The organism is Mycobacterium sp. IDUB_37, from assembly GCF_055419245.1.
The window spans coordinates 669,274-690,740 of sequence record NZ_JBVAXG010000001.1 but is presented as its reverse complement, the minus strand read 5'-3'; the positions used below and the strand labels follow the sequence as shown (position 1 = coordinate 690,740).

At 65.9% G+C, this 21,467-nt stretch carries 17 protein-coding genes and 1 pseudogene; 3 read left to right on the top strand and 15 right to left on the bottom strand.

The features are described 5' to 3' along the window. The gene (locus tag ACZY1I_RS03235) at window positions 1–465 is read left to right on the top strand and encodes an SRPBCC family protein (protein ID WP_463752812.1); all 465 of its coding nucleotides are present in this window, start codon (window positions 1–3) and stop codon (window positions 463–465) included. Here ACZY1I_RS03235 and mddA read toward each other — a convergent pair. From mddA to ACZY1I_RS03200, 7 genes are all read right to left on the bottom strand, one after another. Then, window positions 462–1,220, bottom strand: a complete 759-nt coding sequence (gene mddA, locus ACZY1I_RS03230) for a methanethiol S-methyltransferase (protein ID WP_463752811.1) — start codon at window positions 1,218–1,220, stop codon at window positions 462–464. The two genes, ACZY1I_RS03235 and mddA, sit on opposite strands and share 4 nt — an antisense overlap. An 85-nt stretch (window positions 1,221–1,305) precedes the next feature. Then, a complete protein-coding gene (locus tag ACZY1I_RS03225; protein ID WP_463752810.1) occupies window positions 1,306–2,865 on the bottom strand; it encodes an HD domain-containing phosphohydrolase in 1,560 nt (519 codons plus the stop codon). A 16-nt stretch (window positions 2,866–2,881) separates the two neighbouring features. Continuing rightward, complete coding sequence (locus ACZY1I_RS03220; RefSeq protein WP_463752809.1) at window positions 2,882–3,628, bottom strand: hypothetical protein; 747 nt, start codon at window positions 3,626–3,628, stop codon at window positions 2,882–2,884. 12 nt (window positions 3,629–3,640) lie between these two features. Beyond that, entirely contained in the window at window positions 3,641–4,975 is a 1,335-nt protein-coding gene (locus ACZY1I_RS03215; protein WP_463752808.1) for an amino acid permease, read from the bottom strand. A 261-nt stretch (window positions 4,976–5,236) separates the two neighbouring features. Further along, a complete protein-coding gene (gene secA / locus ACZY1I_RS03210; RefSeq protein WP_463752807.1) occupies window positions 5,237–8,083 on the bottom strand; it encodes a preprotein translocase subunit SecA in 2,847 nt (948 codons plus the stop codon). 112 nt (window positions 8,084–8,195) lie between these two features. After that, window positions 8,196–8,903, bottom strand: coding sequence for a ribosome hibernation-promoting factor, HPF/YfiA family (gene hpf / locus ACZY1I_RS03205; RefSeq protein ID WP_463752806.1), 708 nt, complete (start codon window positions 8,901–8,903; stop codon window positions 8,196–8,198). Between the two features lie 340 nt (window positions 8,904–9,243). Continuing rightward, window positions 9,244–9,876: a ComF family protein gene (locus tag ACZY1I_RS03200; RefSeq protein WP_463752805.1), complete on the bottom strand. Its 633-nt coding sequence runs from the start codon at window positions 9,874–9,876 to the stop codon at window positions 9,244–9,246. 171 nt (window positions 9,877–10,047) lie between these two features. On the opposite strand from ACZY1I_RS03200, the gene ACZY1I_RS03195 reads away from it, so the two are divergent. Continuing rightward, the gene (locus ACZY1I_RS03195) at window positions 10,048–10,932 is read left to right on the top strand and encodes a L,D-transpeptidase (RefSeq protein ID WP_463752804.1); all 885 of its coding nucleotides are present in this window, start codon (window positions 10,048–10,050) and stop codon (window positions 10,930–10,932) included. Here the strand turns inward: ACZY1I_RS03195 and ACZY1I_RS03190 are convergent. Continuing rightward, window positions 10,929–12,483, bottom strand: a pseudogene (locus ACZY1I_RS03190) (PE family protein). The gene ACZY1I_RS03195 and the pseudogene ACZY1I_RS03190 overlap by 4 nt on opposite strands. Here ACZY1I_RS03190 and ACZY1I_RS03185 point away from each other — a divergent pair. Continuing rightward, window positions 12,398–12,631 carry a hypothetical protein gene (locus tag ACZY1I_RS03185; RefSeq protein ID WP_463753543.1) on the top strand — a complete coding sequence of 78 codons (234 nt, stop codon included), beginning with the start codon at window positions 12,398–12,400 and terminating at the stop codon, window positions 12,629–12,631. The pseudogene ACZY1I_RS03190 and the gene ACZY1I_RS03185 overlap by 86 nt on opposite strands. 442 nt (window positions 12,632–13,073) lie before the next feature. Here the strand turns inward: ACZY1I_RS03185 and ACZY1I_RS03180 are convergent, their stop codons facing one another. The 7 genes from ACZY1I_RS03180 to ahcY form a co-directional block, all read right to left on the bottom strand. Continuing rightward, window positions 13,074–13,601 carry a hypothetical protein gene (locus tag ACZY1I_RS03180; RefSeq protein WP_463752803.1) on the bottom strand — a complete coding sequence of 176 codons (528 nt, stop codon included), beginning with the start codon at window positions 13,599–13,601 and terminating at the stop codon, window positions 13,074–13,076. 399 nt (window positions 13,602–14,000) lie between these two features. Beyond that, window positions 14,001–14,831: a hypothetical protein gene (locus ACZY1I_RS03175; RefSeq protein ID WP_463752802.1), complete on the bottom strand. Its 831-nt coding sequence runs from the start codon at window positions 14,829–14,831 to the stop codon at window positions 14,001–14,003. Between the two features lie 64 nt (window positions 14,832–14,895). Beyond that, a complete protein-coding gene (gene lpqB, locus ACZY1I_RS03170) occupies window positions 14,896–16,659 on the bottom strand; it encodes an MtrAB system accessory lipoprotein LpqB (protein WP_463752801.1) in 1,764 nt (587 codons plus the stop codon). Next, window positions 16,659–18,356 carry an MtrAB system histidine kinase MtrB gene (gene mtrB, locus ACZY1I_RS03165; RefSeq protein ID WP_463752800.1) on the bottom strand — a complete coding sequence of 566 codons (1,698 nt, stop codon included), beginning with the start codon at window positions 18,354–18,356 and terminating at the stop codon, window positions 16,659–16,661. Before mtrB ends, lpqB begins: the two co-directional genes overlap by 1 nt. A gap of 28 nt (window positions 18,357–18,384) precedes the next feature. Then, window positions 18,385–19,071, bottom strand: a complete 687-nt coding sequence (gene mtrA / locus ACZY1I_RS03160; protein ID WP_463752799.1) for a two-component system response regulator MtrA — start codon at window positions 19,069–19,071, stop codon at window positions 18,385–18,387. Between the two features lie 92 nt (window positions 19,072–19,163). Beyond that, window positions 19,164–19,796, bottom strand: coding sequence for a dTMP kinase (locus tag ACZY1I_RS03155; RefSeq protein ID WP_463752798.1), 633 nt, complete (start codon window positions 19,794–19,796; stop codon window positions 19,164–19,166). 95 nt (window positions 19,797–19,891) lie between these two features. Continuing rightward, a complete protein-coding gene (ahcY, locus tag ACZY1I_RS03150) occupies window positions 19,892–21,364 on the bottom strand; it encodes an adenosylhomocysteinase (RefSeq protein WP_463752797.1) in 1,473 nt (490 codons plus the stop codon). Window positions 21,365–21,467 lie beyond the last annotated feature (103 nt).

Genomic DNA, 21,467 nt, shown 5'->3' with positions numbered 1-21,467 from the left:
ATGGACGGAAACACGGTCAGTGTGGAGCGAGTCATCAAGGCATCGTCCGACAAGATTTTCGCGCTGCTGGCCGATGCGGGTAAGCACGCCAGCTTCGACGGTTCACAATCGCTGAATCACGCGACCCAGCCCTCCGCGCCGCTGTCAAAGGGAGCGACATTCGGGATGGCGATGCGCGGCCGCAAAGAGACGCTGTTCATCCCGTACCGCACCACCAACACCATCATCGAGTACGAACTCAACCGGCGGATCGCCTGGAAGACCACCTTTGCCGGGGGCCGCGTTGGCGGCCGGATCTGGCGCTATGAACTCTCCCCGGCCGACGGCGGCACCCTGGTGCGCGAGACGTGGGATGTGTCTGAGGACAAGCAGCAGTGGATGGTCAAGAACGGCTCGATAGCCAAGCAGAACGCCGAAGGCATGCGCGCCACTCTGGCGCGGATCGCTGAACTTCTCGAAAATTAGTGTTGACCAATGGTTTTCGCGGCCTCTGGCTTGACGGGCACGGGAACCAGCATCGGCACCCGCCGCCGGTAGTCGCGATATCGATCGCCCAGCGCCGCCACCAGGTCACGCTCCTCCAGCTGCAGAGCCATCAATATGTAGGTCGAGGTGCCGACCGAGAACAGTAGGTGGCCCGTCGTCATCGTCGGTGTCGCCCAGAACGCGATCAGGAACCCGAGCATGATCGGGTGGCGAACCAGTCGGTAGAGCAGATTTGTCCGGAAATCCAGTTCGGCATAGGGCTTTCCGCGCCAGAACAGATACACCTGCCGCAACCCGAACAAGTCGAAATGGTTGATCATGAACGTCGAGGTGAACACGATCGTCCAGCCCAGCCAGAACAGCGTCCACAACGCCAGACGGCCCGCCGGCCAACGCACATCCCACACCGCAGTCGGCATCGTCCGCCACTGCCAATAGAGCAGAATCAGCGCCGCGCTGGACAACAGCACATAGGTGCTGCGCTCGATCGCCGGTGGAATGAACCGCGTCCACCACCGCTTGAATCCCGGCCGCGCCATCACGCTGTGCTGCACGCCGAACACCGCCAGCAGCGCGGTGTTGATCAGCAACGCCTGCCACGGCGGTGCGGTGATCCCGTGATCGACGTTGCGGGGCACCAGTATTGCGGCGACGAAAACGGCGGCGTAGAGAAAGGCACCCAGAAATAACAGGTAGCTGGCTGCGCCGTAACCAATTGTCAAGTATCGCTTCATGAATCGATTGTGGGCGCAAGACGCCGTGCGGCACATGGGGCTTATGCCTCACATACCCCACGGATCAGGTCAGATTGGTCGATAGTCAGGCGCTGACCAGACCGTGGCGCAGCGCAAACATGCTGGCACCGATCCGGTTCGACACACCGATCTTGGCGTAGGTGCGCTCCACGTGGTTGCGTGCGGTCTTCTCGCTGATCACCAACGCTGCTGCGATCTCCTTATTCGAGGCACCGCGAGCGACCAGGCACAGCACCTCCACCTCTCGCGGCGTCAGGCCGGCCGGACGTCCGCTCGGCCGTTGTGTCCGATGCCCGGCCACGTGCAGGACGGCATCGACGGCCATCGGGTCGAGCTCACCGGCCCGTTCCCGGTCCCGGAGCCGTCGCGCCGCCGACTCCGGGGTCAGTTGCTCCCGGTACGGCCTTGGCTCGCAACCGGATTGGTAGCTGACCGCGGCGGCGAGGATACGGTCCGGCGGGCCCAATGCCGAACCGGGCAGACCGCGTGGGTATCCCGAACCGTCCAGACATTCATGGTGGTTGCCGGCCACTTCCGCGAGCTTGCGTAGCCCGGGCACCTGGTTGAGGATTCGCACCGTGAAATAGGGATGCAGCCGGACCCGCTCGAACTCCCCTGACGCCAATGCACCGGGCCTGGACCAGATCTGATTGGAGATACCGATGCGTCCCAAATCATGGACGTGGCCGGCCCTTCGGGTCAGTGCAGCCAGATCCGCGTCCAGCCCGGCGGCGTCGGCAGCATCGCCGGCAAGCCGCGCCACCGCGCGTGAGTGCCCCAGGGTGAACGGACACTTCAGGTCGACGAAGTCGCCGAGTGCCACCAACAGCGTGTCCAGCATTTGATCATCAACGCGCACTTGATGATCTGGTGCCGCGCGCAGCGCCGCGTCCCAGACATCACCGGTGCGCGGACCGGCGAGGATCGCGTCGGCCTCGCGCACGAATGCGTCGGCGACCTCGGGGTCGAACTGTCCGCCCCGCCGAGCCCGCACCATCGCGATCGCACCCTCGACGCCGTAAGTGCGGTGGTGCACTTCGGCCATCTCGGCGAGTTGCGCGACCCGCATCTGAATCGGGATGGCGTCACCGCCGGCACCGGTGGGCAAGCCGCCACCGTCGTAGCGCTCGAAGGCGTAGCCCAGCGCCGCCTGCACGTTGGGACCCAGCCCCATTCGATCGGCCAGCAGCGCCGCCGACATGCAGTGTGAATGGATCAGCTTGGACAGCTGGCCGCGCGCGTTGGCGAAAAGCGTTGCCATCAAGCTCAATCGGTGCAGCGGCGACTGCCCACGACCAACATTCGTCAGCAGGAACCGCCAGTACGGCAAACCGGACCAGTCGAGCAGGTAGGAGTCGTGGCGCACCGCGATGTCGTCGCCGAACCAGCGCGCGTATTCATGCGAATCCGCGTGACAGCCGATCCACATGATCAATGTCGAGTAGTACGTGCAGGCGCGCCGTTCGGCGTCCAGACCGAGCCGATCGGCGAGGCGGGTTGCGATCAGGGCGGCCCGCAGCATGTGCTCGGCAGGCTGCCCCAGGCCGAGGTCGATCGCCACCGACAGCGCGGCCAACAACTCCGCACGCGTCGGTAGTTCCGAAGCCTCGGCCCCAGACGGCATCAAATCATTGTGCCGCTCAGCCAATCGAAACGGTGCGCCGGACGGCATGATGGCGACCCGCGTCGAAGTTCTCGAAGTGCCCCGAGCCCACGACGAACAGACCCCGTTGCGGCGGACGGAAATCCGCGAGCCGGGCCTGATCGGTCAGCGCTCCGAGGGGTCCGAGGTCGTGACCGTTGAGAACCGCGTGGGACTGTGCCACCGCCCAAACCTGCCGCGGCGCAATCGTGAAGCGCTGACCGTTGGGGGCCGTGCCGGCCAGACGTAGCTGACCGGCGTGCAGGGTCGCCCCGGCCGCGCGGCCGATCACGCCCAGCACCGCCCGGTTCGTCCAGGCGCCGGTTGTCAGATTGCGGCCGACGGCGCTCATCAATCTCGTCGAGACCGTGGCGCGCAGGTCGATCTCCCATTCCAGTAATCCCGCGATCCCGACGTACAGCGACCACGGGGTGACCCAGGCGATGTCGATGTCGCACTGCACCGCGTCCTGCGGGGTCGCCGAACTGAAGTACCGGGCACAACTCTGCGGGCCCGGGGTGGTGGCGTAGAAGGTCCAGATTCCATCGGGATCGCGGTGCCACACCGAGCGGTAGCCGGGGGCAAAGGTTGCGGCCGGAAAGTGGCGCAGCGCAAGGTAATGCCCGCTGGCGAACGGAAGACCCATGACACCGAAGCCGACGAAACGCTCGTCAGTTCCGGTGGGCAGGGTGGGATTCTGCAGCACCGCTGTGGCGGCATCGAGAGGGGTGCGAATTTTGTTCATGCCCAAGATGGTTCACGGATCGGCGGGTTCCTCGCATGGGGCAGGTGCCTCAAATCGCTTCCGGATCTGATACGCGACCAAGATGACCACAAGGGTCAACCCGCTCATCAAGAACTGCGACCTGGTGCTCGACAACACCGCCATCGCGATGATGACCGTTGCCATCAGCGCGATGGTCAGATAGCTCAGCCACGGGAAGAGCCACATCTTCAGCTTGAGGGCGGCGGGGTCATCGCGATCGAGTCGCTTACGCAAGACCACCTGCGCGGCGGCGATGATCAGATAGACGAACAACGCAACCGCGCCGTAGGAGTTGACCAGAAACGTGAAAACCGCCTCGCCCCATAGGTAAGTGGCGGCAACAGAGAGATAGCCCACCGTCGTTCCCAACAGGATCGCCCGCCGCGGGACACCGCTGCCCGACAACACGGCGAAGAACTTGGGTGCATCGCCATTCTTGCTCAGCGCGAACAACATTCGCGACGCCGTATAGAGCGCGGAGTTGAGGCAGGACAGCACCGCGGTGAGGACCAGGACGTTCATCACGGCGCTGACGCCGGGCAGGCCCAGGACCGAAAGCACTGACGCATAGGGGCTGACGTTCACGCCGGGCGCATTCCACGGGCGCACGACCACCACGACGAATATCGAGCCGACGTAGAAGGCGACGATGCGCACCACGATGGACTTCATCGCCCGGGCCACCGCCTGTTGCGGTTCGCTCGACTCCGCCGCCGCGATGGTCACGATTTCGGCGCCGGTGTAGAACGCGACGCACGGCACCACCGCGGCCAGCACTGCGGCCCACCCCATCGGGGCAAACCCGCCGTGGTTGACCAGATTTCCCAGCCCCGGGGTGGAGTGCGGCCACAGGCCGGTAATCCACAGCACTCCCATCCCGAGGAAGAGCGCTATCGCGACGACCTTGATCGAGGAGAACCAGTACTCGAACTCACCGAAGGATCGAGCGGAGACCAGGTTGGTGGCGGTCAATGCCAGCATGAGCGCCAGACTCAACACCCACAGCGGCGCCGTCGGGAGCCAAAGCTGCAGAATGCGCCCGCCGGCAACAGCTTCCACCGCGACGACGATCACGAAGAAGTACCAGTACATCCACCCGGTCGCGAAGCCGGCGCGCCGGCCCAACGCCTGGCCCGCGTAGACATAGAACGACCCGACCACCGGGCGGGCCACGGCCATCTCGGCCAGCATCCGCATGATCAGCGTCGTGACGATTCCGCCGATCAGTATCGAAATGACTGACGCGGGTCCGGCCGCCCCGATGACTACTCCAGAACCGACGAACAAGCCCGCACCGATCACGCCGCCGAGGGCGATCAGGTTCATGTGCCGACGTTTGAGCCCCGTCGCCAGTCCGGAATCGTCGCCACGATCTGTGCCCGCGGCAGCCACGAATCCCCCAGTCGACCGACCCCGCAGCGGCGTGCGGCTAACTGATCACTTTCGGCGCAGCGAACAGTGGCCGACAAGGGTTTACCTCACCGCCAGCAATATCCCGGTTGCGAAGATTGCCCGAGAAGACGTAAAAGTGCCCCAAATCTAGCGATTTGGGGCACTTTTACGTCTGCTCGCGAGGTCGGGGTGACCCTAACGCTTCTTGACCGACTTCGGCGGCTTGGCGCCGCGGCCCTGCTGCCGGGCTGCCGCCCGACGCTCTCGACGGCTGCCCCCGGCACCGGCACCGGCGGATGTCCTGGCCGCCGCGCCGCCATTGCGCTGCACCTGCGCCGAACCGTCCTCCGACGGTCCCGAGTAAGTGAGCGCCGGGCCGTCGTCACCGTTGTCAATGCCCTTGGCACGCAAGGTGCTAACGGGTTCCTTCGGCGGCTGCGTGCGAGCCGGCGGCTCGTCCTCGGTGGCGGGCGTTGTCCCGAATTCCGCCAGGCCCTCGGGCGCTTCGACCGGGGCCACCGCGACCTGTGGCGCGGGAACGGCCTCCACGCTGACGTTGAACAGGAACCCGACCGACTCCTCTTTCATGCCGTCGAGCATGGCCGTGAACATGTCGTAGCCCTCACGCTGGTACTCGACCAGCGGGTCGCGCTGGGCCATCGCGCGCAGCCCGATGCCCTCCTTGAGGTAGTCCATCTCGTAGAGGTGCTCGCGCCACTTGCGGTCGATCACGTTGAGCAGCACGTTGCGCTCCAATTGGCGCATCGCTCCTTCGCCGGCGATGCCCTCGAGCTCGGCTTCCCGGGTGGCGTATGCCTTGTCGGCGTCCTCGAGGAGCGACTCGAGCAACTCTTCGCGGGTCAGGTCGTCGCGCTCGGACTCCTGGTCGTGGTGGGTGAGCGCCTCATGGTCGATCCCGACCGGGTAGAGCGTCTTGAGGGCGGTCCACAGCGCGTCCAGATCCCAGTCCTCGGCGTAACCTTCGCCGGTCGCTCCGTCGACGTAAGCGGTGATCACATCGCGGAGCATGTCCAATGCCTGCTCCTTGAGGTTCTCGCCCTCGAGGATGCGGCGACGCTCGGCATAGATGACCTTGCGCTGCTGGTTCAGCACCTCGTCGTACTTGAGCACGTTCTTGCGCATCTCGAAGTTCTGCTGCTCGACCTGGGTCTGCGCGCTCTTGATGGCCCGGGTGACCATCTTCGCCTCGATGGGCACGTCGTCGGGCAGATTCAGCCGGGTGAGCAGGGTCTCCAGCGCGGCCCCGTTGAACCGCCGCATCAATTCGTCACCCAGCGACAGATAGAAGCGTGATTCGCCCGGGTCGCCCTGGCGGCCGGAACGACCGCGCAACTGGTTGTCGATACGCCGCGACTCGTGGCGCTCGGTACCGAGCACGTATAGGCCGCCGGCCTCGATGACCTCGGTGGCCTCCTTGCTGGCTTCCTCTTTGACCTTCGGGAGTTCCTCGTGCCAGGCCGCGTCGTACTCCTCCGGCGTCTCCACCGGGTCCAGGCCGCGCTCGCGCAGTCGCTTGTCGGCGAGGAAGTCGACGTTGCCGCCGAGCACGATGTCGGTGCCACGACCGGCCATGTTGGTGGCGACGGTGATGCCGCCGCGCCGACCCGCCTCGGCGATGATGCCCGCCTCTTGCTCGTGGTACTTGGCGTTGAGCACGTTGTGCGGAACGCGCCGCTTGGTGAACTGGCGGGAAAGATACTCCGAGCGCTCCACGCTGGTGGTACCGATCAGCACCGGCTGGCCCTTCTCGTACCGCTCGACGACATCGTCGACCACAGCGATGTACTTGGCCTCTTCGGTCTTGTAGATGAGGTCGGACTGGTCCTCGCGGATCATCGACTTGTTGGTCGGGATGGGGACCACGCCCAGCTTGTAGATCTCGTGCAGCTCGGCCGCTTCGGTTTGGGCGGTGCCCGTCATGCCCGAGAGCTTGTCGTAGAGCCGGAAGTAGTTCTGCAGCGTGATGGTCGCCAGCGTCTGGTTCTCGGCCTTGATCTCGACGTGTTCCTTGGCCTCGATCGCCTGGTGCATGCCTTCGTTGTAGCGGCGGCCGAGCAGCACACGCCCGGTGAACTCGTCGACGATGAGCACCTCGCCGTTGCGGACGATGTAGTCCTTGTCGCGGTTAAACAGCTCCTTGGCCTTGAGCGCGTTGTTCAGGTAGCTGACCAGCGGCGAGTTGGCGGCCTCGTAGAGGTTGTCGATGCCGAGCTGGTCTTCGACGAACTCCACGCCCTTCTCGTGCACACCGATGGTGCGCTTACGCAGGTCGACCTCGTAGTGGGTGTCCTTGTCCATCAGCGGGGCCAACCGGGCGAACTCGGTGTACCAATTGGACGCGCCGTCGGCCGGGCCGGAGATGATCAGCGGGGTGCGGGCCTCGTCGATCAGGATCGAGTCGACCTCGTCGACGATGGCGAAGTTGTGGCCACGCTGCACCAGGTCGTCGAGCGAATGCGCCATGTTGTCGCGCAGGTAGTCGAAGCCGAACTCGTTGTTGGTGCCGTAAGTGATGTCGGCGTTGTAGGCGACGCGCCGTTCTTCCGGGGTCATCTGCGCCAGAATGACGCCGACGTCCAGGCCGAGGAAGCGGTGCACCCGGCCCATCCACTCACTGTCGCGCTTGGCCAGGTAGTCGTTGACGGTGACGACGTGCACGCCCTTGCCCGCCAGCGCGTTGAGATAGGCCGGCAGCACACAGGTCAGCGTCTTGCCCTCGCCGGTCTTCATCTCGGCGACGTTGCCCAGGTGAAGGGCGGCCGCACCCATCACCTGGACGTCGAAGGGACGCTGGTCGAGGACCCGCCACGCGGCTTCGCGGGCGACCGCGAACGCCTCGGGAAGGATGTCCTCGAGCTCTTCGCCCTCTTTGAGCCGCTTCTTGAACTCCTCGGTCTTGTCCCTCAGCTCGGTGTCGGTGAGTTTTTCGACATCGGCAGACAGCGTGTTCACATAGTCAGACACCTTCTTGAGGCGCTTGACCATGCGACCTTCACCAAGGCGCAGCAATCTCGACAGCACAGCTTTTGTCCCCTGTTGGTTAGGAGTCGTTCCTCGTAAGCGACCCCCATCCTAGGTGACAACCAGCAGATGACCGCCGATCGTCAGCTCAGCCTGGGCTCAAGCCAGTCGATCAGGCCAGCCTGATCAACCCGTAGTCATAGGCATGTCGGCGGTAGACCACCGACGGCCGTTCGGTCTCCTTGTCGAAGAACAAGAAGAAGTCGTGTCCGACGAGCTCCATCTCGTACAGCGCGTCATCGACCGACATCGGCGCGGCCGAGTGGTCCTTCGTGCGGACGATGTGCCCGGGCTCGTGCCCGTTAACCGCGCCGTCGTGGTCGTGCGGCTCTGCCGGTTCGGAGTCGAAAGCCTTCTCCGCCGGCGGCAGCACCGCGGTGGCCTCGGCCAGTGAGACGGGCGTCTTGTCGCCGTAGTGCACGTTGCGGCGGTCCTTGCCGCGACGCAGCCGGCTCTCGAGTTTGACGACGGCAGATTCGAGCGCGGCGTAGAAGCTGTCGGCGCACGCCTCGCCGCGAACCACCGGACCGCGTCCACGAGCGGTGATCTCTACGCGTTGGCAGGCCTTGCGCTGACGACGATTGCGTTCATGGTCGAGCTCGACATCGAAAAGGTAGATGGTCTTGTCGAAGCGCTCGCAACGAGCAAGCTTCTGTGAAACGTAGATGCGGAAATGATCGGGGATCTCGACGTTGCGGCCCTTGAATACGATCTCGGCGTTGGCAGTCGGTTCGGCCTGGTCTTCGTTTCCGGCCGGTGCGTCGTTGTGGATGTCTGACCGGTCCAGAACTTGCTGGGAATCAACGGTAAGCCTTGACATTCGTGACAGCTCGTTTCTCTTCAAAGATCACACGCACTCTGCGTGTGCGGCATTCAGATGCGCGCCGACGAGGGTGAGAGCGGTCTCAACAGACGTACCGCCGCAGGCTGCCCGCCGGAGCTAGAAGTCGATTACTCACCTCCTCCCGCAGGTGCTGCTCAACCCGGGAATCGCGTCCGTGGAGTCGAGAGTCTGGTATCGACGTTAGCCCGTGTTCGCCTCACCGTGCCACCCCATTCGCAGACCTGTTGCTAGTTCTTCACGTTCTCTTGCTGAGTTCTTGGGTTCAGCCGGATTTCAATGGTTCTAAGTGGATCTTGTGTGCTCTTAGTGGATTCCGTCATGCCGCCGCGATGGTCAGCACGGCGGCCACCCGAACGCCGGCGGCCTGCAGCACGCGGACCGATTCGCGCGCGGTGGATCCCGTGGTGATGATGTCGTCGACGATCAACACCTCGGTGCGTGGCCGTCGACCGCTCAGCAGTACCCGGCCGGCAACGTTGCGTTCGCGGGCCGTGGTGTCCAGGCCCACCGAGTCGCGGACGAGCGCTCTCATGCGCAACGCCGCGGTGACGGTGATGTCCGGGTGCGCCGCAACGGCGAGTCGCGCGATCCGGGCGACGGGATCGCCACCGCGTCGTCGCGCCGCCGACCGACGTGTCGGCGCGGGGACCACCGTCAGCGGGGTGTCGATCATGCGCCAAGACAGCAGTCGGTGGATTCCGACAGCCAACGCACGCCCCAGTGGACTCACGAGGTCGCCGCGGCCACGCTCCTTGGAGGCGAGGATTGCTTGTCGTCGCGCGCCGTCGTACCGGCCGAGCGCGAACACCGGAACCTGCGGGTCGACACGGGGACTCACCACACGTGGTTCGCCGGTCCTGAGCGTCAATTCGGCGGCGCAGGCAGGACACCACCGTGTTGCCGGAGCACCGCAACCGCCGCACTGTAGCGGCAGGAACAAGTCGAGCATGGTGTCAGTGTCGCGGTGGGGTGTGACATCGATGAGCGCCCTCGGTGTTCAGTCGGAGACCGACCTGTTACCAAACACTGACCGAATACCCACGCGCGCTTGCATATTCAGCCGCCATCCCACAAATACCATCGCCCTTGACGACTACTGGCAAATTTTGGAGAGAATGCGATGCGGGCGACAGTACGGTCCCTTATTGCAGTGATGGCGATCGCTGCATCGGTTTTCGCCGGGCGGGCCGATGTGTCGCTGACGGCCGTGAGCGCCTCGCCCGGCTACTCCGAAATCGCAGCGATCGCGCCCGTCCGGGGCGCTGAGGTTGGTGTCGCGCACCCCGTGGTGGTGACCTTCAACAACCCCGTCGCCAACAGGCAGGCCGCCGAGCGCGCCATCGCAGTGAAATCGGTGCCCGCAATGACCGGCAAATTCGAATGGATCGACAGCTACGTCGTGCAATGGGTGCCCGACCGGTTCTGGCCGGCGCACAGCACGGTGGCGCTGTCGGTGGGCGGCATACGCACGGACTTCAAGACGGGTCCGGTCGTCCTGGGTGTTGCCGATATCGCGAACCACACCTTCACCGTGACCATCGACGGAGTCGAGGCGCAACCTCCCCCTTCGGTCGCATCACCACATCACCGACTGCACTTCGGCGAAGCAGGGGTGCTGCCGGCGTCGATGGGCAGGCCGGAGTACGAGACGCCGGTCGGCACTTACAGCGTGCTCGCGAAAGATCGCTCGGTGATGATGGATTCGAGCAGCGTCGGCATTCCTGTCGAAGCCAACGACGGCTACCGGTTGCAGGTCGAGTACGCCGTCCGCATCACCAACCGCGGCCTCTACGTGCACTCGGCTCCGTGGGCGGTCCCTGCGATGGGAGTCGAGAACGTCAGCCACGGGTGCATCAGTCTGACCCCCACCGACGCCGAGTGGTATTTCGACACGGTCCACCTCGGCGACCCGGTGATCGTCAAAGACGGCGTTCCGAGTGTGGTGACCGACAAGCAGGCCGACGAAGGAAAGAAGGCGGACCCGGTCTTACCGCCGCACGCCTAGCCACCGCCGGGCCCGCCGGCGCCGCCGGTGCTGCCGGTGCCACCCTGACCGCCGGTGTTACCGCTCGGCCCGCTTCCGAGGTTGCCGCTGGTACCCGAGACACCGGCGCCGCCCGCGTTTCCGGTGGGTCCGGCGCCGCCGTGGCCGCCATTGCCGCTGGCACCGCCAATCGCGCCGTTACCGCCTATGCCGCTGTAGTGGCCGGTGCTGCCGCCGCCACCGCCGTCGCCTCCGTTGCCTCCGGCACCGCCGGAGCCACCCACGCCGCCGCTACCGGCGATCGGCGCGGGGCTTGGAAACGGGTCGTATCCATTTGGCGAATAACGAACCGGCGCGCCGGCGCCGCCAACACCACCTGTGCCGCCGTGACCGCCCGCAAAGCCGGAACTGCCACCGATACCCGAACCGCCAGTTACGCCGTTGTCACCGATGCCGCCGATCCCGCCAGACCCACCATGGCCGCCCGGTGCGCTGTCGCCAAAACCGGCATAGTTCGGGTCTTGGACCGGATGCGCCGTGAATCCCCATTGAGTGAACACGCCTTGACCGCCAAAGCCTGACGCGCCCGCTTGCCCGCCGGCTCCGCCGGTACCGCCGTCGCCGCCCGCCACGCCGTAGCCCAGACCGGAACCGCCGGCTCCGCCGGACCCGCCATCGCCGCCGCGACCTGCCGCCCCACCGCTACCACCGTCGCCGGCGCCGCCGTTGGCGCCGGTGCCGGCTCCGCCGGTGCCCCCAGCGCCCCCAATGCCCCCTGCGAAACCATTCCCGCCGGTCCCGCCGGGCGTCGTTGCGGCGGCACCGGCATCACCTGTGCCACCGGCCCCACCCACGCCACCGACTCCACCCTTAGCGATGCCGAAGTAGCCGTCGTCTATGGCCGCCCCTCCGGTGCCGCCGGCGCCGCCATTGCCACCGGCCACAACAAAGCCCACGCCACTGCCGCCGTTTCCGCCGGGACCGCCAACGCCGCCGCTGAAGGACTGGTTCAGCAGGGCAGAGAGCGCGGAGTTCGTGCCGACACCACCGGTCCCGCCGGTCCCGCCGGCAAAACCAGCGACGCCGGTGCCGCCCCTGCCACCGGTGCCGCCTAAGCCACCAAGAAACCCGCCGTTGCCGCCCGCCCCACCGCTGGCACCGGCGCCGCTCGTGCCGGTTCCGCCCGCTCCGCCCGTGCCCCCGCTTCCCCACCAGAAGGCGTCGCCGCCGCGACCGCCGGTCTGGCCGGGCGCTCCGGATCCGCCCGTACCGCCGTTACCCCACAAGATGCCGCCCGGCCCGCCGGCCTGCCCCGTCCCCGGCGCGCCGTTGCTGCCGTTGCCGATCAGTGGGCGGCCCAGCAGCAGGTTTGTGGGCGCGTTGATGACCCACAGCACCAAATCCTCGAGGCCCTGCAACGGCGCAGCACTGGCCAGCCAGCTGCTGATAGTCCTGGGCGTATCCGGAGAAGAGGCGCGCGACGGCGGTGGACACTTCGTCCGCTGCCGCCGGCGGCAGCGCGATGGTCGAGGCCGCCGCGGCCGTCTGCGCCTTAACAAGCGATGAGCCGATCGACGCCAGATCCGTTGCGGCCGAATGCATTAACTCCGGTACCGCTACCACATACGACATGTCCGCACTCCCGCCGAGTCGCCGCCGACTCATCGCGCGCTCCGGGCGAGGCGTCCACCCACGAAGCGAGGGCGGGTCGGCGGCCTGATCCGGCTGCCGCGCATATGTGTTTCAAATATGCAACAGCGTTCAGGTTATAGCTCTACAGAGTCGCAGATATGCGGAATTGGCAGAAATTGTGGATTGAATTCAAAGATGGAACGCGGCGCGAGCAGATCCGGCCAGCCGGTTGCGGGCCACCGAGGGCACCGAGTCTGCACTGGCGGCGGCGAGTCTGCGCTCGCTGCGCCCAAACCGCTAAGACAGCGCAATCGCAGCCAAACTACCGCTTTCGTCGCGGTCTCGCGGCAGTTGACGCAGTCTCGTCGCACTTAGCGCAGTTTTGGGGCGATCGACGCACACCCGGCCGAACTAGGCCGCGATTGCTGCCGATGCTCAGCGCGCAGCATTAGGGGGCATGCCTGAACCGCGGCTTCGAGATGGGACGGTCGCTGCCGGCGTCACCACCGGCAGCGACCCCTCCCCATCTATTACTGAGCCGGGCTCAGGGCGGCCCCGCAAGTCGCCGCGGTGGTCGCAGCCAAGACAGCGGGAATCGGTGCGGACGGCGGCAGTTCAGCTGCCACCGCCGCCACCGGACCGGGCAGCACAACCGGCTCGGCCAGCGGAGCGGACGCAGTCGCGATCGGCGCCCCCTTGCCCGTACCGCCAGCCATCGTTATCGGCGCTGCTCCCACTCCATCGGCTATCGCAGCGCCACCGGCGACCGGCACTACCGGAAACACCGGCGGGATCGGCGGCACGATCGGCGGAACCGGCGGCACGATGGGCGGTACGGGCGGCACGACCGGAACCACCGGCGCGACGGGAATGGGTCCGGGCAGGACCACCGGCGCTCCCGCAATCGGTAGCGCACCGAACCCCGCCTGGGTCTCGAGGCAGTTTGCGCCGCCGGTCGCGAACGGAGTGGCTACCGCGCCCGGACTCAGCGCTAGAGCGGCTCCGCACAACCCCGCGCCCGCAACGATCGCAACGCAGAATCGATCAATAATTCGCAACGCCAACTCCATTCATTCCCTGCCCCCGACCTCCCCGTGATTAACGGGACAATGGGGAACCGTATAGGCGCACGGAATTCTTTACTAGACAACTAATTATTGGTTGCCGAACCGATACCTGCCACGGGTCACGTCGTGACCACTACTTTCCCAAAAGGTTACGAGCGGAACAGTTTTGGCGTGACATACGGGCGCTCTCAACCACCGACGGACGTCCGTGAGACCGCTTTGCGAATCGCAGTTCATCAATTTCCAGAGATTGCTCAGCAAATGTTTGCATCAAATTACATGCATGTAATTTACAACTATGTAATTCATCGGACGGCACGTCGATCGGCACGGGTGAAATGGAGAAGATCGAGGACACGGCCGCTGGGCGGACGCCAGCCGGGCCGACAGCTAGTCAGAGCCCCAGAATAGTGATGGCCAGCTGAAACTCAGTGCCCCCTGGCTCAACTGAGTCAGCAAGTCTTCGAGGGCACGCAGCGGCAACTCCATCCGCCACTCCGGCAGCAGACCGGTCAGCAGCAGCGCCTCAGATCCGAGCTCGACCCCGGTGATCATCAGTCCGTGCGGCAACTCTGGCAACGCCACCCGATAGGACGGCGTCCGCGCCGGCAACCTCCAGCGCCGCTGTCGGGTAACCACCGCGCGCGGGCGCAACCACAGGGTCGTCCCCACGACGTCAGCGTCGACCTCCAAGCCGCCCCATCCGGGCCGGCGCGCCCAGCGCAGCCGGGCCGTCCCGTCCATGCCCGATTCACTGAGCAACTGCGGCGCCGCCTGCTCCAGCACGCCGTCGAAGATGTCCTTCGGCAACTCCGTCGTCAACTCGGTCGGAGCCGCGACGATCAGCGGCGGCACGCCGGGCCGAATGTGCACATTGCGCAGCACCGCCTCGGCGCTGGCCAGTCGGTTGTCGCCCCAGCGGATGTCCTCGGCGGCCACCCGCACCTCACCCAGCTGACCTACCGCCAACCCCTGCGGGTCCAGCTCCGACTCGAGTTCGGTGACCGTCAGAACGACGTCGTAGTCGCTGATGCGCACGGTGACTCGCTTGCCGACGAGCAGCTGTTGCAGGGCCATCAGCAATGTCCGATAGGGCACGGCGACCGCCTGCGCGGCGCCCGCGCTGACGGACGGCAGTCCGGTCGATGACCATAAGGAACCCAGCACATCCAGCGCCCGGAATGCATCTTCCCAACGCAACCGGGGAACCTTGGGCAACATCCGACGCGCCTCCTCTAGGCGAGGGTAGTCGGTTTGGCCCGTCGCTTGGAATGCGGCGCAGAACTTACCCCGGCAAGACCGGAGCCGCGCCGCCGATCATCAATCCGGCCACCTCTGACCAGCCCTGTTGGTTCTCAGCGGCCGACGCCGAATACATCAGCACGCCTTGCGGACCGGCGACGTAGACCGTGGACGGGCTGGCCGCGATCGCGAACAGCGGAATCTGCAGACCGCGAGACGGCGCGTCGGAGTTCACTCCGTCGAGGTTGACGTAGGACACCGGGTGCGTCGCGTCATTGCGAGTCACCACGACGTCATCACCGGTTCGCCAGTAGAGAGACACCACCGAAGTACCCAGGCCGAAGCCGAGCCGGCGCGGGTAGGTCAGGGCGAACTGGCCCGCCTGGGTCTGCTCGACGCCGGCCATGATCACCTGTCCCCCGATCACCATCGCCGCACGCGTCCCGTCCCGGGACAGCTGCAGGTCGGTGATCGGCCCCGGGAAGCGGCTGGAAACGGCGGTGGAGTCCACCGGGATCCGCGCCGGTTGTCCCGATGCGGGTTCCTGAATCGCGCGCAGCACGTTGTTCGTGTCGACGACCACCCAGACCGCGTCGTCCAACGACCAACTGGGCCGCGACAGGTTGTGCCCGTCAGCGCCCTGCACCGCCTCCCCGCCGAGATCTCCGATCCACAACGAGGCCGCCATGTCCGGGGCGCCGCGGCGCAACGTCACCACCGACGCCACCTGCCGGCCACTGCGCGACAGTGCTGCGCCGGTCTGATCTCCCATGTGGCCGAAGGCGCCGGGCACCGTGGTGATGTGCTGACCGTCCAGCGACGCCAGTGATCCACCCACCAGCGCATGCAACCCGGCGCCGGCGCCGTCCGCCACACCCGGGTCGGTAGCGGCCACGTCAGAGGTGTTCCAGCCCTGCGCAAATCGGTCATCCAGGGGAGCGCCGTCGGCGTTGATCACGTACGGGCCGCGGATGTCGGCACGGGCGAGCGTCCAAATGATCTGCGCGGCAAGCAATGCACGGCTGTGCGGATCGGTGGTCGCCAATTTCTCCAGCTCGATGCGGGCGCCGCCGTAGCCCTTACCGACCCCGCTCTTGCCGCCGTCGGCCCTGGTGACCGGACCACGCAGGCGAAGCGGTGGAGACAGCAGATTACGCACCGTGTGCGCCATCTCGGGCCGTGGACCAGCCAGCAGTTTGGAGATGAGCTCGGTGGCCAGCTGGTCGTGGTCGGACACCGCCACGTATCGCGGGTCGGGCACCACGGTCTTGCCGGTCGGATCGGCGAAGTACAGCGTGTTGCGCTTATAGGTGGACTGGAACTGCTGCCAGTCCAGGAAGACCCCGTTGGGCAGGCGGTCGATGCGCCAACCACCGGATGTCTTGACCAGCTCGATCGGGCCGGGATCGGGTAGTTGGCCCTCGGCGGTCTCGAAGACGCCCACATCAGACAGCGAGCCCAGAATGTCCGCCCGCATCGTGGCTGAAACCCGTTCGGCACCACGGGTTTCGACGAAAACCACGTGGTCGATCAGCAGTGCGCTACCGGCATCGTCCCAGCCGTTGGAGGCCGATTGGGTGAGGAACTGGCGGGCGGCCAGATGCCGGTTGGCCGGGTCGGCAGTGGCCTTGAGGAATTCGCGGAGCAGCACGTCGGGATCCATGCCCGGGGTGGGCTTGGGCAGGTTCGACGGCGCCGGCCGCTCCACCGTGCCGATGGCTTGGGGCGCAGACGAGCTGGGCACGCTCGCACAGCCGGCAGCCAAGGCGGCCACCGCCAGCAGGGCCGAGATCCTGCGAAGCCGCATTACCCACTCCATTCGGCATGCTCACGGGTGCGCTGCAGCTCGGCTTGCGGATTGGGCTGGCCGTGCGGATGCGGGGCGAGTTGTGGGCTCGTCTGCGGGATGGGTTTCATCGGCAGCGGGCTGGTGGTGACCTTGTGGCCGCGGACCAGTGGCAGCGTGAGCCGGAAACAGGCGCCCTCCCCCGGCTCACCCCAGGCCTCCAGCCGGCCCTGGTGCAAGCGGGCGTCCTCGATGCTGATGGCCAGACCCAGGCCGGTGCCGCCGGACCGGCGCACCCGCGACGGATCGGACCGCCAGAACCGGCTGAACACCAGCTTCTCCTCGCCGGGACGCAGCCCCACTCCGTAGTCGCGAACGGTTACCGCCACGGTGTCCTCGTCGGCACCCATCCGGATACGCACCGGTTTGTGCTCGGCGTGGTCGATGGCGTTGGCGATCAGGTTGCGCAGGATCCGTTCCACCCGGCGCGCGTCGACCTCCGCGATCACCTCCTCGGTGGGCATGTCCACCAGCAGCTCGATACCGGCGTCCTCCGAGAGGTGGCCGACGTTAATCAGCGCGTTGTTCACCGTGGTGCGCAGGTCGACAGCCTCGACGGACAGCTCGGCAACACCGGCGTCGTGGCGGGAGATCTCCAGCAGGTCGCTGAGCAGTGACTCGAACCGGTCCAGCTCGTTGACCATCAATTCGGTGGAGCGCCGCAGCGCCGGATCCAGGTCCTCGCTGTGGTCGTAGATCAGGTCGGCCGCCATCCGCACCGTGGTCAGCGGCGTGCGCAACTCGTGGCTGACGTCGGAAGTGAACCGACGCTGGAGGTTGCCGAACTCTTCGAGCTGGGCGATCTGCCTGGACAAGCTCTCGGCCATGTCGTTGAAGGACACCGCAAGCCGAGCCATATCGTCCTCGCCGCGCACCGGCATGCGCTCGGACAGATGACCCTCAGCGAAGCGCTCGGCGATCCGCGATGCCGATCGAACCGGATTCACCACCTGGCGTGAAACCAGCAGGGCGATGCCTGCCAGCAGGACCAGCAGCACCACGCCGCCGGTGGCCATCGTGCTGCGCACCAGCGTGATAGTGGCTTGCTCGTTGACCAACGGGAAGATCAGATACAACTCGAGGTTGGCCACCCGCGACGACGTCGGCGTACCGACGATCAGGGCGGACCCGGAGAAACCCTCGGTGTGCACAGTGGCGTACTGATAGGCGGCCTGACCGGCCTTGACGAAGCCGCGCAACGCGTTCGGCACCTGATCGACCGGCCCGGCCGAGGTGGCGGCGCGCGGCCCGTCGCCCGGGACCATCAGCACCGCGTCGAACGCACCGGCGAGACCGGCGCCGGAGGCGGGATCGGTTTTGGACGTCAGTGTGTTGCGCGCGAGCTGGAGGCTGCTGTCGAGCGAGCGGGTTTCTTCACCGTTGACGATGCCGCTGACGGTGCCGCGAGCTCGTTCGATCTGATCGGTCGCGGCGCGGACTTTGACGTCGAGCACCCTGTTGGTGACCTGACTGGTCAACACGAAGCCCAGCGCCAGGATTACCGTCAGCGAAAGGCCAAGCGTCAGCGCCACGACCCGTAGTTGCAGCGATCTGCGCCAGATAACGGCCACGGCGCGGCTCACCGCACCCATACCGCGCGTCATGGGGCCGGAACGCCCCCAACGACTTCGAGTCCGTCGCCGCGAACCCCAAATCAATGCCGCGACTCCGCATTACGGCCAGGGATCACGGAGGTCCGGCCTTGTATCCCACTCCTCGAACGGTCAGAACCACGGTCGGGTTCTCAGGGTCTTTCTCGACCTTGGCCCGCAGGCGCTGGACGTGCACGTTCACCAGGCGGGTGTCCGCCGGGTGCCGGTATCCCCATACCTGTTCGAGCAGCACATCACGAGTAAACACCTGGCGGGGTTTACGTGCCAACGCGACCAACAGGTCGAATTCCAGCGGGGTCAGCGAGATCTGCTCACCGTTGCGGGTGACCTTGTGCGCCGGCACGTCGATGTCGACGTCGGCGATGGACAGCATCTCGGCCGGCTCGTCGTCGTTGCGGCGCAGCCTCGCCCGCACCCGGGCGACGAGTTCCTTCGGCTTGAACGGCTTCATCACGTAGTCGTCGGCGCCGGATTCCAGGCCGAGCACCACGTCTACCGTGTCGGTCTTGGCCGTCAGCATGACGATCGGGACACCCGAGTCGGCGCGCAGCACCCGGCACACGTCGATACCGTTCATCCCCGGCAGCATCAAGTCCAACAGCACCAGGTCGGGGCGCAACTCCCGCACCGCCGTCAGGGCCTGAGTCCCGTCGCCGATGACCGCGGTGTCGAAACCCTCCCCACGCAAAACAATGGTGAGCATCTCGGCCAGCGATGCGTCGTCGTCAACGACCAAAATCCTTTGCCTCATGCTGTCCATGGTGTCACCAGATCGCGACAAAACTCCGATACCACACGGGCGTTTTGCACTTGATAAGGGCAAATAGGTAACAAATCGGCGTCAAACGGGCTCTAGACACCCGTCAACTGATCGGCCAGCCCGCCCGCATCGACTTCAGCGTCCACGACAAGCCATCGTCCACACCACTGCGCGGCGGCCAGTTCGGCGTAGACCGCACCGGTTCGTCGCTGCAGTCCGTCGTCGCGCTCGTAGCTGTCGCGCGCCCGGCTTGGATCGCTCTCCGCCCGACTGCGCGCCCGCTGCCCGGCGAGTTCGGTCGGCACCGCGAGCAGGATCTGCCAGTCCGGCGCGGGCAGTGCGAGTCGCTCGTACTCCATCCGCTGGACCCAGGCCACCGCATCGCCGGCCGCGTCCTGGTGCAGGCGTGCCGCGCTGTAGGCCGCGTTGGAAGCCACGTAACGATCCAAGACCACCACATCGTGTTGCCGACTGAGCCGCTCGATCTCGCCGACCGCCCCGGCACGGTCCAGCGCGAACAGCGTCGCCATTGCGTAGACCGACTCAGCGAGGTCACCGTGCTGGCCGTGCAGCGCTTCGGCCGCAAGATCTGCGGTTATCGACTGCCCGTAGCGCGGGAACGCCAGCGTCGCCACCGACCTGCCGGCCCGCGCAAAAGACTTGCGCAGGCCGTCGGTCAGTGTCCGCTTGCCGGAACCGTCAACGCCTTCGATCGCGATCAGCACCGCGCGAGCCTACTCGGGCACCTCGAACGCCACGCTGGCGTGACGCTCGACGGCGGCTGCCACGCTAGTGTGACGCTCGGCGGGTAGGCCGCGGCTCAGTAGCGGTAGTGGTCCGGCTTGTACGGGCCCTCGACGTCGATCCCGAGGTACTCGGCCTGGTCCTTGGTCAGCTTGGTGAGGCGTCCACCGAGTGCCTCGACGTGGATGCGGGCCACCTTCTCGTCGAGGTGCTTGGGCAGCCGGTACACCTCGTTGTCGTACTCGTCGTTCTTGGTCCACAGCTCGATCTGCGCGATCGTCTGGTTGGCGAAGCTGTTGCTCATCACGAACGACGGGTGTCCGGTGGCGTTGCCCAGGTTCAGCAGCCGGCCCTCGGACAGCACGATGATCGACTTGCCGGAGTCCCCGAAGGTCCACAGGTCAACCTGCGGCTTGATGTTGAGCTTGGTGGCGCCGGAGCGCTCCAGCGCGGCGATGTCGATCTCGTTGTCGAAGTGGCCGATGTTGCCCAGGATCGCGTGGTCCTTCATCGCCTTCATGTGTTCCAGCGAGATGATGTCCTTGTTGCCGGTCGAGGTCACGACGATGTCCGCGTCGGCGATGGCATCCTCGACGGTCACCACGTCGAAGCCCTCCATCATCGCCTGCAGCGCGTTGATCGGGTCGATCTCGGTGACGACGACGCGCCCGCCCTGGCCCTTCACCGCCTCCGCACAGCCCTTGCCGACGTCGCCGTAGCCGCAGATCAGGACTTTCTTGCCGCCGATCAAAGCGTCGGTGCCGCGGTTGATGCCGTCGATCAGAGAGTGCCGGGTGCCGTACTTGTTGTCGAACTTGGACTTGGTCACCGAGTCGTTGACGTTGATCGCCGGGAAGGCGAGGTCGCCGGCCGCGGCGAACTGATACAGCCGCAGTACGCCGGTGGTGGTCTCCTCGGTGACGCCCTTGACCGACTCGGCGATCTTGGTCCACTTGTCTTTGTCGGTCTCGAACCGGCTGCGCAGCACGCTCAGAAAGACCTTCCACTCCGCGGAGTCGTCGTCCTCGGCGGGCGGGACCACGCCGGCCTTCTCGTACTGCATTCCGCGCAGCACCATCATGGTGGCGTCGCCACCGTCGTCCAAAATCATGTTGGCCGGCTCGCCTGGCCACGTCAGCGTCTGCTCGGCCGCCCACCAGTACTCCTCGAGCGTCTCGCCTTTCCAGGCGAACACCGGGACACCCTTGGGCTCTTCAGGAGTGCCATGCGGGCCGACAACAACGGCGGCCGCCGCATGGTCCTGGGTGGAGAAGATGTTGCACGAGGCCCAGCGGACCTCGGCACCCAGCGCGGTGAGGGTCTCGATCAACACCGCGGTCTGGACAGTCATGTGCAGCGAGCCCGAAATACGGGCCCCCTTCAGCGGCTGCACCTCGGCGTACTCGCGGCGCAGTGACATCAGGCCGGGCATCTCATACTCGGCCAGGTCCAGTTCCTTACGGCCGAAATCCGCCAGCGACAGGTCGGCAACTTTGAAATCGATGCCGTTGACAACGTCGGCAGTCAGCGAATTTTCGGTCGTGGTCATCGGGGTTTCTCATCCTTACTTTGGGGGCTTTGGTTGAGTGCGTGCAGTCTCTTGGCCGTCTAAACAGGCCGTCAAGACATGCCTCTCTTCCTTCACTCTAACC

Coding starts and splice junctions, on each gene's coding strand:
- mtrA (WP_463752799.1), bottom strand. CDS start 19,071: ATGGACAGCATGAGGCAAAGGATTTTGGTCGTTGACGACGACGCATCG.
- ACZY1I_RS03195 (WP_463752804.1), top strand. CDS start 10,048: ATGCGGGCGACAGTACGGTCCCTTATTGCAGTGATGGCGATCGCTGCA.
- ACZY1I_RS03200 (WP_463752805.1), bottom strand. CDS start 9,876: ATGCTCGACTTGTTCCTGCCGCTACAGTGCGGCGGTTGCGGTGCTCCG.
- ACZY1I_RS03175 (WP_463752802.1), bottom strand. CDS start 14,831: ATGTTGCCCAAGGTTCCCCGGTTGCGTTGGGAAGATGCATTCCGGGCG.
- mddA (WP_463752811.1), bottom strand. CDS start 1,220: ATGAAGCGATACTTGACAATTGGTTACGGCGCAGCCAGCTACCTGTTA.
- ACZY1I_RS03215 (WP_463752808.1), bottom strand. CDS start 4,975: ATGAACCTGATCGCCCTCGGCGGCGTGATCGGTGCGGGCTTGTTCGTC.
- ACZY1I_RS03235 (WP_463752812.1), top strand. CDS start 1: ATGGACGGAAACACGGTCAGTGTGGAGCGAGTCATCAAGGCATCGTCC.
- hpf (WP_463752806.1), bottom strand. CDS start 8,903: ATGTCAAGGCTTACCGTTGATTCCCAGCAAGTTCTGGACCGGTCAGAC.
- ACZY1I_RS03220 (WP_463752809.1), bottom strand. CDS start 3,628: ATGAACAAAATTCGCACCCCTCTCGATGCCGCCACAGCGGTGCTGCAG.
- ahcY (WP_463752797.1), bottom strand. CDS start 21,364: ATGACCACGACCGAAAATTCGCTGACTGCCGACGTTGTCAACGGCATC.
- lpqB (WP_463752801.1), bottom strand. CDS start 16,659: ATGCGGCTTCGCAGGATCTCGGCCCTGCTGGCGGTGGCCGCCTTGGCT.
- ACZY1I_RS03225 (WP_463752810.1), bottom strand. CDS start 2,865: ATGCCGTCTGGGGCCGAGGCTTCGGAACTACCGACGCGTGCGGAGTTG.